This window comes from Paenarthrobacter sp. NPDC056912, assembly GCF_042786555.1.
GTDB lineage: Bacteria > Actinomycetota > Actinomycetes > Actinomycetales > Micrococcaceae > Arthrobacter.
This window is the reverse complement of sequence record NZ_JBHUCD010000003.1, coordinates 97,465-112,075: the sequence shown is the minus strand read 5'-3', so window position 1 is coordinate 112,075 and position 14,611 is coordinate 97,465. Positions and strand designations below refer to the sequence as shown.

At 61.4% G+C, this 14,611-nt stretch carries 13 protein-coding genes; 10 read left to right on the top strand and 3 right to left on the bottom strand.

What is annotated here, in order from left to right; genetic code table 11:
- The first annotated feature begins 105 nt into the window (after positions 1-105).
- A complete protein-coding gene (lepA, locus tag ACFRJ9_RS04545; protein ID WP_377664887.1) occupies positions 106-1,959 on the top strand; it encodes a translation elongation factor 4 in 1,854 nt (617 codons plus the stop codon).
- Positions 1,960-3,189: a radical SAM family heme chaperone HemW gene (gene hemW, locus ACFRJ9_RS04540; RefSeq protein ID WP_377664885.1), complete on the top strand. Its 1,230-nt coding sequence runs from the start codon at positions 1,960-1,962 to the stop codon at positions 3,187-3,189. It abuts the gene before it with no gap.
- A gap of 30 nt (positions 3,190-3,219) precedes the next feature.
- On the opposite strand, the gene ACFRJ9_RS04535 is transcribed toward hemW, so the two are convergent.
- Both ACFRJ9_RS04535 and ACFRJ9_RS04530 read right to left on the bottom strand, forming a co-directional pair.
- On the bottom strand, positions 3,220-3,633 hold the full coding sequence (locus ACFRJ9_RS04535) for a DUF4870 domain-containing protein (protein WP_377664883.1): 414 nt from the start codon (positions 3,631-3,633) through the stop codon (positions 3,220-3,222).
- Positions 3,634-3,767: 134 nt separating this feature from the next.
- Positions 3,768-4,619 (bottom strand): DUF3097 family protein, encoded by an 852-nt coding sequence (locus ACFRJ9_RS04530; RefSeq protein WP_377664881.1) that lies wholly within the window; start codon positions 4,617-4,619, stop codon positions 3,768-3,770.
- Positions 4,620-4,844: 225 nt separating this feature from the next.
- Here ACFRJ9_RS04530 and hrcA point away from each other — a divergent pair, with 225 nt between their 5' ends.
- From hrcA to ACFRJ9_RS04515, 3 genes are read left to right on the top strand one after another with little or no spacing between them, the layout of a single operon-like run.
- Positions 4,845-5,852 (top strand): heat-inducible transcriptional repressor HrcA, encoded by a 1,008-nt coding sequence (gene hrcA, locus ACFRJ9_RS04525; RefSeq protein WP_377664879.1) that lies wholly within the window; start codon positions 4,845-4,847, stop codon positions 5,850-5,852.
- A 50-nt stretch (positions 5,853-5,902) separates the two neighbouring features.
- On the top strand, positions 5,903-7,030 hold the full coding sequence (gene dnaJ, locus ACFRJ9_RS04520; protein ID WP_377664877.1) for a molecular chaperone DnaJ: 1,128 nt from the start codon (positions 5,903-5,905) through the stop codon (positions 7,028-7,030).
- Between the two features lie 2 nt (positions 7,031-7,032).
- On the top strand, positions 7,033-7,806 hold the full coding sequence (locus ACFRJ9_RS04515) for a 16S rRNA (uracil(1498)-N(3))-methyltransferase (RefSeq protein WP_377664875.1): 774 nt from the start codon (positions 7,033-7,035) through the stop codon (positions 7,804-7,806).
- Positions 7,807-7,824: 18 nt separating this feature from the next.
- On the opposite strand, the gene ACFRJ9_RS04510 is transcribed toward ACFRJ9_RS04515, so the two are convergent.
- Positions 7,825-8,697, bottom strand: a complete 873-nt coding sequence (locus ACFRJ9_RS04510; protein ID WP_377665231.1) for a GerMN domain-containing protein — start codon at positions 8,695-8,697, stop codon at positions 7,825-7,827.
- A gap of 422 nt (positions 8,698-9,119) precedes the next feature.
- Here ACFRJ9_RS04510 and ACFRJ9_RS04505 point away from each other — a divergent pair, with 422 nt between their 5' ends.
- The 5 genes from ACFRJ9_RS04505 to ACFRJ9_RS04485 all read left to right on the top strand — a co-directional run bounded on the left by ACFRJ9_RS04505 (position 9,120) and on the right by ACFRJ9_RS04485 (position 14,611).
- Positions 9,120-10,199 carry a PhoH family protein gene (locus tag ACFRJ9_RS04505; protein WP_377664873.1) on the top strand — a complete coding sequence of 360 codons (1,080 nt, stop codon included), beginning with the start codon at positions 9,120-9,122 and terminating at the stop codon, positions 10,197-10,199.
- Positions 10,196-10,669, top strand: coding sequence for an rRNA maturation RNase YbeY (ybeY, locus tag ACFRJ9_RS04500; RefSeq protein ID WP_377664871.1), 474 nt, complete (start codon positions 10,196-10,198; stop codon positions 10,667-10,669). Before ACFRJ9_RS04505 ends, ybeY begins: the two co-directional genes overlap by 4 nt.
- Positions 10,666-12,000: a hemolysin family protein gene (locus ACFRJ9_RS04495; RefSeq protein WP_377664869.1), complete on the top strand. Its 1,335-nt coding sequence runs from the start codon at positions 10,666-10,668 to the stop codon at positions 11,998-12,000. The genes ybeY and ACFRJ9_RS04495 overlap by 4 nt, the downstream gene beginning before the upstream one ends.
- Positions 11,951-12,946 carry a GTPase Era gene (gene era / locus ACFRJ9_RS04490; protein ID WP_377664867.1) on the top strand — a complete coding sequence of 332 codons (996 nt, stop codon included), beginning with the start codon at positions 11,951-11,953 and terminating at the stop codon, positions 12,944-12,946. The genes ACFRJ9_RS04495 and era overlap by 50 nt, the downstream gene beginning before the upstream one ends.
- A gap of 105 nt (positions 12,947-13,051) precedes the next feature.
- Positions 13,052-14,611, top strand: coding sequence for an LCP family protein (locus tag ACFRJ9_RS04485; protein WP_377664865.1), 1,560 nt, complete (start codon positions 13,052-13,054; stop codon positions 14,609-14,611).

Here is a 14,611-nt window from a genome sequence, read left to right as displayed (position 1 = left end):
AGCGTCTGTTCATGGGACACTAGAGGATCAGATGCGCGGCACGATCCGGTTGGCCATAGCCAGGCGGCATAATTGCCGTGTGAGTGTCGACAGTTAGGATCCTGCGTGTCTCCCATGGCCCGCACCGCACCGGTGCCCGCCGCAACAGATCCGGCCATCATCCGGAACTTCTGCATCATTGCCCACATCGACCACGGCAAATCCACCTTGGCCGACCGCATGCTGCAGTACACCGGCGTCGTTCAATCACGCGACATGAAGGCCCAGTATCTGGACCGTATGGATATCGAACGTGAGCGCGGCATCACCATCAAGTCCCAGGCAGTGCGTATGCCTTGGGAACTGGACGGCACAAGCTACGCCCTGAACATGATCGACACTCCGGGTCACGTCGACTTCACCTACGAGGTCTCACGGTCCTTGGCCGCCTGCGAAGGTGCTGTCCTCCTGGTCGACGCTGCACAGGGCATCGAGGCCCAGACCCTTGCCAACTTGTACCTGGCGATGGAAAACAACCTCACCATCATTCCTGTGCTAAACAAGATCGACCTCCCGGCCGCCCAGCCCGAGAAATACGCGGCGGAGCTGGCCAACCTCATTGGCGGCGATCCCGAGGACGTTCTCAAGGTTTCCGGTAAAACCGGTGTTGGTGTCGAAGCGCTGCTGGACAAGATTGTCCGCGACCTTCCATCCCCGGTGGGGGATCCCGATGCTCCCGCCCGGGCCATGATCTTCGACTCCGTCTATGACACCTACCGTGGCGTCGTCACCTACGTCCGTGTAGTGGACGGCATGCTGCACCCGCGTGAGCGTATCCAGATGATGTCGACCCGCGCCACCCACGAACTCCTTGAAATTGGCGTCAGCTCCCCGGAGCCCACGCCGTCCAAGGGACTGGGTGTTGGCGAAGTCGGGTACCTGATCACAGGCGTAAAAGACGTCCGCCAGTCCAAGGTCGGCGATACCGTCACCAACCTTGCCAAGCCTGCGTCAGAGTCGTTGAGCGGCTACGCCGACGCCAAGCCGATGGTCTTCTCCGGCCTGTATCCGCTGGACGGCACGGACTATCCGGTGCTCCGCGATGCCCTGGAGAAACTCATGCTCAACGACGCCGCTCTGGTCTACGAACCCGAGACGTCAGCGGCCCTGGGCTTCGGCTTCCGCGTGGGCTTCCTGGGATTGCTCCACCTGGAGATCACCCGTGAGCGCCTCGAACGTGAGTACAACCTGGATCTGATCTCCACCGCACCCAACGTGGAGTACGAGGTCACGCTCGAGGACAAAAAGGTCATCCACGTCACCAACCCCAGCGAGTATCCCACCGGCAAGATTTCCGAAGTCCGCGAACCAATGGTGTCAGCTACGATTTTGGCGCCGAACGAGTTCGTGGGCGCCATCATGGAACTCTGCCAGAGTCGTCGTGGCGTCATGGGCGGAATGGACTACCTCTCCGAGGACCGCGTGGAGATCAGGTACCGCCTGCCGTTGGCTGAGATCGTGTTCGATTTCTTCGACATCCTCAAGTCCAAGACGCGCGGTTATGGTTCGCTTGACTGGAAAGCCGATGGCGAGCAGGTTGCCGACCTGGTCAAGGTGGACATCATGCTCCAAGGCGAACAAGTGGACGCTTTCAGTGCCATCACCCACCGGGACAAGGCTTACGCCTACGGTGTCATGATGACCGGCAAGCTCCGCGAACTCATTCCGCGCCAGCAGTTCGAAGTTCCGATCCAGGCTGCCATCGGTTCCCGCATCATTGCCCGCGAGAGCATCCGGGCCATCCGCAAGGATGTCCTTGCCAAGTGCTACGGCGGTGACATCACCCGTAAGCGCAAGCTGCTGGAGAAGCAGAAGGAAGGCAAGAAGCGCATGAAGATGGTGGGCCGCGTCGAGGTCCCCCAGGAAGCGTTCATTGCTGCCCTGACCACCGACGAGTCCAAGGACAAGGCCAAGAAGTAGATGCCCAGCGTCCTTCCTTTGGGCGATCCGGCGCCTGCGGACGGCATGTTGCCCCCGCAGGTGCTGGCTGGCGTCGAGTACCGCAAGTTCGGGCTCTACGTCCATATCCCTTTTTGCGCGGTCCGTTGCGGCTACTGCGACTTCAACACCTACACGGCCACGGAGCTCGGCGGCGGTGCGTCCCAGGACGCATACGCCGGCACGGCCGTTTCGGAGCTCGACTTCGCGGCGCTTGCCCTTGATGCTTCAGGTGTCCCGCGCCGGTCCCTGAGTACCGTCTTCTTCGGTGGGGGCACGCCAACCCTGCTCCCCGCCGAAGACCTGGCGCGGATACTGCGCGCCGCTATCGGGCATTGGGGGCTGGAGCCTGGAGCCGAGGTCACCACTGAAGCCAATCCGGATTCCGTGACCCGCGAATCCCTGCAATTGCTGGCTGATGCCGGTTTCACGCGAGTGTCTTTTGGCATGCAATCGGCAGTGCCGCACGTCTTGAAGGTACTGGATCGAACGCACACTCCAAGCCGCGTGCCTCTTGTAGTGCAGTGGGCACGTGAGGCCGGCCTGGCTGTCAGCCTGGATCTTATTTATGGAACACCGGGCGAGTCCATGGAGGACTGGCGACTGTCCCTGGAGACGGCCTTGTCCTATGGTCCGGACCACATCAGCGCATATGCCCTGATAGTGGAGGAGGGCACCAAGCTTGCGGCCCAGATACGTCGTGGCGAAGTCCCCGGAATCGACGATGACGACCACGCTGCCAAGTACGAGCTCGCCGACCAGATGATCTCCGAAGCGGGCCTGACGTGGTACGAGGTCAGCAATTGGTCGCTTACTCCCGAGCAGGCTTGCCGGCATAACCTCGCCTATTGGCGGGGCGATGACTGGTGGGGCATTGGTCCCGGAGCGCATTCGCACGTCGGCGGCGTCCGATGGTGGAACGTCAAGCACCCCACCGCCTACGCATCACGGTTGGCTGCCGGAACGTCGCCGGCCGCTGGGCGGGAAACGCTCGACGCCGACACCCGGGAAGTTGAGCGCATCATGCTTGAGGCGCGGCTCGGGACTGGTTTGTCAGTGGATGCCTTGGACAAAGTGGGCAGGCATGCCATGGCCGGACTCATTGCGGATCAGTTGGTGGATCCTGTAGCAGCGTTCAAAGGACGCCTGGTTCTCACCCTGAAGGGCAGGCTTCTCGCGGACGCTGTGGTCAGACGCATCCTGCCGGACTGACGGCCATCGCGCGGCCGCCGGCCGGGCTGGCTACTTGATCCAGCGCAGGTTGAGGCGATAGCGGTGCGGTTGCCCGTGATTGACGCGGATACCGGCGGAAACCGAGAAGCACGTCAGGGCAACCCAGATTCCGGTGGCGATCACGGCGAAGATGTTGCCCACAACAGGGAGCAGCACAAGAATGTTGGCCAGTACTGCGGCAATGGTGGGGGGAAGCGTGAAGTTCAGTGCTTCCTTTGATTCCTGGGCCGTAAACGGTCCACGGTCCCGGAAGATCAGGTAGATCAGGAGGGACGGCAGGCATCCCAGGATGCCGCCGAAGTGCGCCAAGGTAGCCCACTGCCGGTCCTCGCTGGCCGTCAGCGGGAGAGCGTTGGCAGGCGCGCCATGGTACTGGGGCTGGCCTGCGGCGCTGCCCGGTTCTTCAGGAGCGTTCTCTGACACGGTGTCTTCCTTTTGCTGTAAAGATGCTGCGGTGTTGCTGTCCCAGAATACGTTGTCGCGGGGACTTCCCGGGACCAACGCCCCGCCGGGCGCCAAGGTTGTCCTGCCGGGACCGTGTCCTCAAGCGGTGTTCATCAGGGAACAGTGAGGAAGTCGATGACTTCTTCCACCCTGCCCAACAACGAGGCTTCGAGGTCTGCGTAACTGCGCACGGCACCGAGGAGCCTTTGCCAACCCAGGCCAATGTCCTCGGCGGTTTCGTGAGGCCAACCAAACGCGCTGAGTATTCCGGTCTTCCAGTCGATGCCGCGCGGCACTGCAGGCCACTGCTCAATGCCCAGGACCTTCGGCCGGATGGCTTGCCAGACGTCAACGTAGGGATGGCCCACAATCAGCACGTTTCCGGCAGCACCGGGTACTGTCATGGCTTCTGCGGCGATGCGTGACTCCTTGGAGCCCGGGACAAGGTGGTCCACCAGAATGCCGAGTCGTCGGCCGGGGCCGGGGCTAAAAGCGGCGATGGCCGATTTGAGGTCGTCTACGCCGTGCAGAGGTTCCACGACTATGCCCTCCACCCGGAGGTCGTCACCCCAGACTTTTTCTACCAGTTCGGCGTCGTGTTTACCTTCCACCCAGATCCGGCTGGCTTTCGCTACCTGGGCGCGGTGGCCTTGCACTCTCACTGATCCGGACGCGGTACGTGCCGCCGGGGTGGTTGCGGCAGCGGCGCGCGCGGCCGGTGGCATGAGGCGGATCGCCTGCCCCTCCAGGAGAAAACCGAATCCAAGCTGGAACGACTTCGTTTTCCCGCGCCGGTCCTCCAGGGACACCACATGCATTCCGCCGGACTTTTCAACGCGGGTTACTTCGCCCACCCATCCCGACTGCACGTCTTCGAGGACCATTCCCCTCTGGACAGCTACCTCAGGAAGTTGGCGTTTAGCCGGAGCAGTCATGTCCTGCGGGCCCCAATTGTCGAAAGCCAAGGGATTCCTACCTCTTCATGCTGGGTGGTGCTGGAATTCGTACCGGGCGCAACTGATGCCGGCGCTGTCCGCCTGTTAACTCGGCGGCCGGTTTCAATGCTAGCAACGCACTGGCTCATACTAGACTTGTTAGCACTTGGGCATGTTGAGTGCTAAGTGCGGGGAGTCGTCGAGTCCCCGCGGCGTCCGGTCGAAGGACCTTGATACCCGTCAGGAGGTGGAGCAATGAGTGAGCCACGCAAGCTGGAAGTGCTGCGTGCCATCGTTGAGGATTACGTGCATTCCCGCGAGCCTGTCGGATCCAAGGCCCTCGTTGAGCGTCACCATCTTGGTGTTTCAAGTGCCACTATCCGGAATGACATGGCTGTCCTCGAAGAGGAAGGCCTCATCGCTGCGCCCCACACAAGTGCCGGCAGGATTCCCACAGACAAGGGCTACCGCCTGTTCGTGGACCGCATCTCGCAGGTCAAGCCGCTGTCGGCCGCGGAGCGTCGTGCTATCCATTCGCTCCTAGAGGGACCGGATGATCTTGATGACATCCTGGAGCGCACCGCAAGGCTCCTCTCGCAGCTGACCAACCAGGTCGCCGTCGTGCAGTACCCGCATTCAAACCGCGCTTTGGTCCGCCATGTCGAGTTCGTGCTCCTGGCTCCCAAGCAGGTCCTGGTTGTTCTGATCGCGGACACCGGCAGCGTTGGCCAGAAGGTCCTTGATGCAGGATCGGACGTGAGCAACGAGGCACTGATGCTTCTGAGGTCCCGGTTCCTTGGCAGCATCGCGGGTACGCAACTCGCGCTGTTGCCCCAAGTTCTTCCTTCGGTGGTGGCACTTTGCCCGCCGGAGCTTCGAAGCCTGGCGCAGGTCCTGGGGCATGGGCTGCAAGCGCTCAGCGACAACAGCCGTGAGGAACGCATCCTGATGGCCGGTACAGCCAACCTTGCCCGCTCCAACGTGGACTTCCCGTTGAGCATCGGGCCTGTGCTTGAGGCCTTGGAGGAACAAGTTGTCATGCTCCGGTTGTTGTCGGATATGGGCGATGACCCCCGTGGCGTGACTGTAAGTATCGGCCGGGAGAACCCCTACGACGGCTTGGCAGAGGCATCCGTCGTGGCAACGGATTATGGCTCCGGCGCCAAGGTGGGGATTCTCGGTCCCACACGGATGGACTATCCAACCACCATGGCCGCAGTTCGGGCCGTGGCCCGCTACCTTTCACGCATTCTCGGCGGCTGAAGACCGGCCCGAAGAAATAACCGCAGTACAACAAGGAAGAGATACCGACTTTGAGCAGCCACTATGACGTTTTGGGAGTCTCTCCGGAAGCCACCGGGGAAGAGATCAAAAAGGCGTACCGCAAGTTGGCGCGGAAACTTCACCCGGATGTGAACCCGGGTGACGATGTCGCGGAGCAGTTCAAGGCCGTGACCCATGCGTACGAGGTGCTGTCCGACCCCCAGAAGCGCCGCGTCTACGACGCCACAGGCAATGAGAACGGCACTGACAACGGGTTCGGCGGAGGCTATTCAGGCCAAGGGTTCGCCTTCCAGGACATCTTCGACACGTTCTTCGGGGGCGGTGGCGGCCACGGCGGACCGGCCTCCAGGGTTCGGCGTGGGCAGGACGCCCTCATCAGCGTCCGGATCGACCTCAAAGATGCCGTCTTCGGCGTCAACAAAAAGCTTGAAGTGGACACGGCCGTGGTCTGCCCCACTTGCGATGGCAGCTGCTGCCGCCCGGGCACCCACCCGGAACGTTGCGACATCTGTGGTGGCAGCGGCCAGGTCCAGCGCGCTGTCCGTTCCATTCTTGGTCAGGTCATGACAACCGCCCCCTGCGGCTCCTGTGAGGGTTTCGGCACAGTCATCAAGGATCCGTGCAATGAATGCAGCGGCCAGGGCCGGATCCGCAGCCGCCGTTCCCTGACCATCAAGGTTCCCGCTGGTGTCGCCACCGGTACGCGTATCCAGTTGTCCGGACAGGGGGAGGCTGGTCCTGCCGGCGGACCCGCAGGTGACTTGTACGTTGAGATCCGCGTCAACAACGATTCCATGTTCATGCGTGAAGGCGATGACCTCCACGCCACGTTGAGCGTGCCTATGACCGCCGCAGCCTTGGGGACCGAGCTTCAGCTGGAAACCTTTGATGGAGCCCAGGACATTGATGTGAAGGCCGGCACCCAGTCCGGCGAGATCATTACGCTCCGCGGCCTGGGTGTGAACCACCTCCGTGGCTACGGCCGAGGCGACCTCAAAGTCCACTTGCATGTTGAGACTCCGAGCAAGCTCGACCCCGCCCAGGAAGAGCTGCTGCAGCAGTTGGCGAAGCTTCGCGGCGAGCAGTTCACTGAAGGGAAGCTCGTGGCGAGCGGGGGCATGTTCGCCAAGCTCCGGGACAAGCTCGGTAACCTGTAGCGGTGAGCAACCCCGTTTTTTTCGCGCCGGCCGGCAGCCTTGCCCCGGTTGAGCCCGGTTCCCGCTTTGTCCTCGACGGTCCCGAAGCGCGACATGCGGTGACCGTCAAGAGGCTTACCGTGGGCGAGTCCGTGGACATTGCCGACGGCGCCGGTGGGCGACTGACCGGAACGGTTTCCGAGATCGGCCCCGGTACATTGACCGTGACGGCCTCGGAGGTAGTCTTTGAACAGCCTTCGGCCGTGCGGTTGGTGCTGGTCCAGGCCCTGGCCAAGGGCGATCGCGATGAGCTGGCCATCGAGACCTCCACCGAACTGGGAATAGATGCGGTGATTCCCTGGCAGTCGGAACGCTCCATCGTGCGCTGGAAAGGCGACCGCGCCGCCAAGGCACATGCCAAATGGCAGTCCGTTGTCACCGCTGCTGCCAAGCAGGCACGCCGGGCCTGGATTCCTGAAGTGCGATCGATCGTCGAGTCCGGTGCCCTGGCGCAAGCTGTGGCGGCTGCTGACCTCGCCATCATTTTGCACGAAGACGCCAAGACGTCCTTGCGGAAGGTCTTGGAGGAGTCTGAGGTTCTGCAAGGTGCTGAAGCCGGAGAAGCTCGCGAGGTTCTCCTGATAGTTGGCCCGGAGGGCGGAATCTCACCACGCGAAGTGACGCGCCTGAGCGACGCCGGCGCTGTGACGGCACTCTTGGGTCACCACGTGTTGCGGTCGTCGACGGCGGGTCCGGCCGCCGTCGTTCTCGCCAGCGACGTTTTGGGTCGCTGGTAGGCGGCGATACGCGTCAAACTAGCCGACGTTGAACAACCGGGTGTCGGTACTTGTTTCGATGGTCTTGCCGGAGTCGTCAACCTGGGACACGCGAAGCTCGTACTTGCCGGCCTTCAGCGTGGCGCTGAACGTGAAGAGCCCGTACTGCCCGGGTTCGCCAGCGGCCTTTGCCTGGCCCGTCAGCAGGCTCGACTTGTCACCCTTGCCGTTGTCCTGCAGGAGTTGCCAGCTGATGGGTTTGGAGCTATCCGTGCTTCGGCCGTTGAATTTCACCAAACCCGGAGGTAGTGAGGTCTCTTCCTGTGGATCGATGATCCACAGGGGTGCCACCAGCGAAGCATCACGTGCCATGGGTTCGCCGAGTTTCACCTGCCCGAAAGCCATGTAGTCCTTATGGCCGTCAACCAGGATCACTACCTGGATCTGCTGGCCGGAGTTGATGAGCCCCGAGGACGAGGCCGCCGCCGTGGCTGTGTACACCAACTGCTGTACCGCCCGCTGTGCCATCCCGGCGTCGAGGTTGGAGTTGAAGGCGTCACGGGAAATATCAACGGTGATGACGTTCTTGCCGGAGATAGAGGTGGCGAGGCTGCCCGGATCCTGCCACGGCGTGAAGAAATCGTGGTCCAAGGGCTTCTCGGCCATCATGATCCGCAGTGCTGTGGTGACGGGATTTCCGTCTCCGGGAATGTCCCTGAACTCGCGGTAGAGGTAGACCTCTTCCTTGCTCCGGCCGATCCAGTAGACGGGAATCTTGGTGGAGGCCTGTGTGGTTTCCAAAGGCGCATTGCTGGCCGGAGCCTCCTGGAGGGTAACGGCCGGTGAACTGGAAGCCACCTGGCTGCCGCCGCCATTGGCGATGCAACCGGTCAGCAGGAGCACAGCGAGCATCGCGGGCGCGGCAATGGCGGACTTTGTCCGCTTGCGCGCGCTATTCCCGTTGCGTGCTGACGTCGTGATGGGGGTTCCCGCCTTGCTGTGCATCTTTGGCAGCTGTAGCCGCCTGACCTGTTCTAGGTGGTGCTGTTTCCACTCGCTATGCCAGCTTGGCACACCGTCGACGGCGCTCGGCCGGGATTGCGGGGAAGGGCGCCAACTGAAACATGATTGATACCGGCTTGATGCCGAGTTGAGACAAAAAGTCGACAATCAGGGGAACGCCTGCACGGTCAGCCGCAGGAGGTCCGCCGACGGCATGCTGGCGTAGGATTGGAGACATTCCCGCATAAGGACCGGTGCGCAGGCGGCGGCTTATCAGGAATCGACGGCTAACGTGAATCAACCGGAGGAGAACAGGCCGAACGGCCAGCACTATGAGTGAATCTTTGAACGGGCGGCTGAGGACCGGAAACGGCAACCCGGCGCCCACCGAGTTCCCGCACACTTTACCGGGCACGCGCACGGAAATTGTTACGTTCGACAACTCCGACCAGATGGTTCACTCACTGGGCAGCCACGACGAAGCCTTGCGGTACATCGAGGAACAGTTTCCCGACGTGAACTTCCATGTGCGGGGCAACGAGCTCTCCATGACCGGCCCCTCTACGGTCATTCCCCGTATCATGCGCCTTCTTGAGGAAGTGCGTGGGATCGTGGCCAAGGGCACGGTGGTGACGCCGGATATCCTCAAGCAACTCGTATCGCTGCTGAGGACACAGTCTGTCCAAAACCCTGCCGACGTCCTGACGCACAACATTCTGTCCAGCAGGGGGCGCACCATCCGGCCCAAGACGCTGAACCAGAAGAACTATGTGGATGCCATCGACGCCAATACGGTGATTTTCGGCATCGGCCCCGCGGGTACCGGAAAGACCTACCTTGCCATGGCGAAAGCCGTCCAGGCTCTTCAGCTGAAGGAAGTCAGCCGGATCATTTTGACGAGGCCGGCCGTCGAGGCGGGGGAGCGGCTGGGCTTCCTTCCGGGCACCCTGAGCGACAAAATCGATCCCTACCTCCGGCCCCTCTACGACGCTTTGCACGACATGATGGATCCGGAATCAATCCCGCGGCTTATGGCTGCAGGAACCATCGAAGTCGCCCCGTTGGCTTACATGCGCGGGCGCACGCTGAACGATGCCTTCATCATTCTTGACGAAGCGCAGAACACCACACCGGAACAGATGAAGATGTTCCTCACCCGCCTCGGATTCGGCTCGAAGATGGTGGTCACAGGCGACGTAACGCAGATCGACCTGCCGTTCGGCGCCACGTCCGGGCTGAGGATTGTCCGGGAAATCCTGAACGGAATAGATGACGTCAACTTCTCGATCCTTGACGCCGCAGACGTCGTGAGGCATCGGCTCGTGGCCGATATTGTTTCCGCCTACAGCAACTGGGATGACGCACATCGCACCGACACAGCCGCACAGCACAAACGTGGAGAACGAAAATGAGCATTGAAGTCAACAACGAGTCCGGCGTGGCGGTGGACGAAGCCCAGTTAGTGACGTTGTCACGCTTCATCTTCGAGCGTTTGTACATCCACCCCCAGGCCGAGCTGTCTATTCTCCTGGTGGATGAACCCGCCATGGAGAAGCTCCACATTGAGCTGATGGACGAGCCCGGGGCTACTGACGTCCTCTCCGTGCCCATGGATGAACTCTCCCCGGGCACTCCCGACAAACCAACTCCGCAAGGAATGCTGGGAGATATAGCGATCTGCCCCCAGGTGGCTGAGGTTCAGGCACGAAACGCCGGACACCCCACCCAGGACGAAATGCTGCTGTTGACGACCCACGGCATCCTCCACCTGCTTGGCTTCGATCATGCCGAGCCGGAGGAGAAGGAAGAAATGTTCGGTTTGCAGCGGGAACTGCTGTCTGAATTCCTGGGCAAGGACGCCCCCATGGAGACCATGCAGTGACCTCGATCATCCTTGTCGGGATGGCCCTGGTCTTCCTCAGCTTCGTCGCATTGCTCACCGCAGCCGAGGCCGCTTTCAATTTCCTGCCCCGGCACGAGGCCGAACAATCGATTGGCCGGGGCAAAGGCAAGGCCTTGGGCAGCATCCTCAAAAATCCCACCGCACACATGCGCGCCCTGCGCTTTTGGCGCGTGTGGTTCGAGATGGCAGCCGCGGTGGCCGTCGCGGTGGTTCTGCACAGCTTGTTGGACAACGTGTGGCTGGCAGGATTGGCGGCCACTGGTATCATGGCCGTGATCGGCTTCGTGCTGGTGGGCGTTTCGCCCCGGCAACTGGGACGCGCACACTCAGGCCCCGTAGTGCGATTCACAGCGCCGCTGATCAGGTTCTTGTGCTGGATACTCGGCCCGATTCCCGGCTGGTTGGTAGCTCTCGGCCAGGCTGTTGCCCCCGGGGCTCCGGGTGGTGACGACGCCTTTGTCAGCGAAGAAGAGTTCCGTGAATTCGTGGATCGCGCCGCAGAGTCGGACATGATCGAAGACAATGAGGCTGAACTCATCCACTCGGTCTTTGACTTCGGGGACACCTTGGTTCGTTCCGTCATGGTGCCCCGCACGGACATCGTCAGCATCGGCACCGGCTCGGACCTCGAAACAGCCATGGGGCTCTTCCTTCGTTCCGGCTATTCAAGAATTCCCGTTATTGGCGAAAACACGGATCAGATCCGCGGCATTCTTTACCTCAAGGATGTTGCAGCTGCCATGCATCGCGGCGGCGAGGCCGGCCTCCAGCCACATGATGTCGACTCGCTCGCCCGCGATGTCCGCTACGTCCCTGAATCGAAACTCGTGAGCGATCTTCTGAGGGAGCTTCAGCAGGAGTCCACGCACGTTGCAATTGTCATCGATGAGTACGGCGGGACTGCGGGATTGGTCACGCTGGAGGATCTCATCGAGGAAATCGTGGGTGAAATCGTGGACGAGTACGACGCCGCCGCAGAAGAAGCCGTAGACCTCGGTGACGGTACCTACCGGGTGAGCGCCCGGATGAGCATCGATGATTTGGGGGAGCTGTTCGATATCGACCTCGACGACGACGAGGTTGACACCGTGGGCGGCCTCCTGGCGAAGGCCCTTGGCCAGGTACCCATCGTTGGCAGCTCCGTTGAAGTGAACGGGGTGTCGCTCAGGGCAGATAGGCTGGAGGGTCGCCGAAACAGGGTCAGCCACATCATTGCGGCAGCCATGCCAAAGGAAGACACTGACTTTGAAGGCCTTCTTGATGAGGCCGACTCAACGCAACAGGGAGTTCCACGTGAGCAAGCAAAATAAGAAATTCGATGCCGATGACGACTTCGGCGGCTTCCACGCAGGCTTCTCGGTGTTGGTGGGCCGGCCGAATGCGGGCAAATCCACGCTGACCAACGCCTTGGTCGGCCAAAAAGTCGCGATCACCTCGGCCAAACCGCAAACCACGCGGCACACGATCCGGGGCATCGTCCACCGCGATGACGCCCAGTTGATCCTTGTGGACACCCCTGGGCTGCACAGGCCACGTACTTTGCTTGGAAAGCGATTGAACGAACTGGTCGCCGACACGCTCGCAGAAGTCGATGCCATCGGATTCTGCCTGCCTGCCAACGAAAAAATCGGCCCGGGTGACAAATACATTGCCGCTCAGCTGGCGGCAGTAGGCCGGAAGCCCATCGTGGCGCTCGTGACCAAAACGGACCTCGTGGACCGTCAGGCGTTGACCGAGCAACTGCTCGCGGTAGCGGTCTTGGGACGTGAGGTCCTGGGTGAGCAGGGCTGGGCGGACATCGTGCCGGTTTCTGCGGCCGACGGTTTCCAGGTCAGCACTGTTGCAGATGTCTTGATCGGCCACATGCCGTCCTCGCCGCCGTTGTACCCCGACGGCGAGCTGACAGACGAGCCCGAGGCTGTCATGATTGCGGAGCTTATCCGCGAGGCCGCCCTTGAAGGCGTCAGGGACGAGCTCCCGCACTCACTGGCCGTAGTAGTGGAAGAGATCGTCCCCCGCGAAGGCCGGACCGAGGACAACCCGCTTCTTGATGTTCGGGTCAACCTCTACGTCGAACGCCCCTCGCAGAAGGCCATCATCATCGGTAAGGGCGGCAGCCGGTTGCGCGAGGTTGGTACCAACGCGCGTAAGGGCATTGAAACGCTGCTTGGAACGAGAATTTACCTCGATCTCCACGTCAAGGTGGCCAAGGATTGGCAGAGGGATCCCAAGCAATTGGTCAAGCTCGGCTTCTGATCGGCGCTATTGCGTCCGGCGTGGCTTCGGTTCGATAAGGAACTTCTCAGAATCGACAACTATGATGGCGGAGATCCACGTGTTTGAGGAAAGGTAAACCGAATAGTGCGACGTCGTGACGCCCGCCCGCAGGGCACCGGCACCGCTGGCCCCGTTGCGGGACGCCATGGAGAGGATGCCGAGGGCACCCCCCGCCACATGAAAGTGCCCAAGGGACTTCCGCTCTGGTTGAAGATCGTAACCGGCGTCGTTTCCGTGGCACTGGTTGCCGGCTTTGCTTTCGCCGCCTTTTGGTTTGTCCGGCTGCAGTCCAACATCACCAAGGCACCGTTGAGCGCTGGGGAAACCCGCGATACCGGTGACGCAGTCGTCAACGACAAATCCGATCGCCTTCAAATCCTCATTCTTGGCTCTGACACCCGTGACGGTAAGAACGCGCAGTACGGCAGCAGCGAGGACTCCACCGGCTACGGCCACTCGGACGTCATGATGCTGTTGGATATCTCCGCGGACAACAAACGCGTCAGCGTCATGAGTTTCCCTCGCGACCTGCTGGTTGACGTGCCACAGTGCACTGACCACACCAACAACCAAACGTTCCAGGCGCGGAGCGGAGCCATGATCAACGAGGCCATGGCAGAGGCTGGCATCGGTTGCGCAGTGGACACCATCAACAAACTCACCGGGTTGGAAATCGATCACTTCATGATGGCGGACTTTAACGCCGTCAAGGAACTTTCCAAGGCTGTGGGCGGAGTTGATGTCTGTGTGAGTGACCCTGTTTTCGATCCTGACTCAGGCCTTCGCCTGGCAAAGGGCAACTCGCTTGTGGAAGGTGAACAGGCGTTGTCGTTCCTCCGGACAAGGCATGCCTTCGGGGATGGCGGAGACCTCGGCCGCATCAAGGGACAACAAGCTTTCCTCTCATCATTGACACGCAAACTCAAGGCCGATGGCACGCTGGGCAACCCGCAAAGGCTTCTGCAGATCGCAGACGTGGTGACGCAGAACCTTACCGTTGACGAAGGCCTGGCTTCCGTACCGTCATTGCTGACAATTGGTGGCCGGCTGAAGGACATCGACGTCTCCAAAGTTGCCTTTGTTGCGGTGCCCACCCAACCGGCGGCCGTTGATCCAAACAGGCTCGAGCTCGTAGAGCCCCAGGCCTCGCAGCTTTTCTCAGCACTCCGTGCGGACCTGGATCTCACTACGCCCGGTGCAACATCTAGCCCTGCCGCCACCGAGAGCCCTTCCGCGCAGCCCACACCGACAACCCCGGCTGTCCCGGCATACAACAAAGCGATCCAACCGGTGGCGGTGGCCAACGGCACCGGAGTCGGCACCAGGGCCCAGGAAATCATGGCCGTGCTCACGGGTAACGGATTTGCCCAGTCTGTGTCGTATTTGGCGAATCCCGTGGATCAGACGGTGGTGTATTACGGTTCTGGCTTCGCGGACGTGGCGGCTGACGTAGCTACGCTGTTTGGCATCCCGGCAGCCCAGGTCCAAGAGGCGCCGGGAGTTGCAGGAGTGCAGCTTTACATGGGTACGGATTTCGGAACCGGGACAGCGTACGGGGCAGCCTCCGTGCCTTCCGATGTTGTCAACCAGACGGCGAACGATGCCGTGTGCCAGCAGGTGAATCCGCTCTACATCACTCAGTAG

What these genes read in the sequence shown, in the direction of transcription:
- ACFRJ9_RS04505 (WP_377664873.1), top strand. Translation starts at nt 9,120, where the DNA reads ATGAGTGAATCTTTGAACGGGCGGCTGAGGACCGGAAACGGCAACCCG.
- hrcA (WP_377664879.1), top strand. Translation starts at nt 4,845, where the DNA reads ATGAGTGAGCCACGCAAGCTGGAAGTGCTGCGTGCCATCGTTGAGGAT.
- hemW (WP_377664885.1), top strand. Translation starts at nt 1,960, where the DNA reads ATGCCCAGCGTCCTTCCTTTGGGCGATCCGGCGCCTGCGGACGGCATG.
- ACFRJ9_RS04510 (WP_377665231.1), bottom strand. Translation starts at nt 8,697, where the DNA reads ATGCTCGCTGTGCTCCTGCTGACCGGTTGCATCGCCAATGGCGGCGGC.
- ybeY (WP_377664871.1), top strand. Translation starts at nt 10,196, where the DNA reads ATGAGCATTGAAGTCAACAACGAGTCCGGCGTGGCGGTGGACGAAGCC.
- era (WP_377664867.1), top strand. Translation starts at nt 11,951, where the DNA reads ATGAGGCCGACTCAACGCAACAGGGAGTTCCACGTGAGCAAGCAAAAT.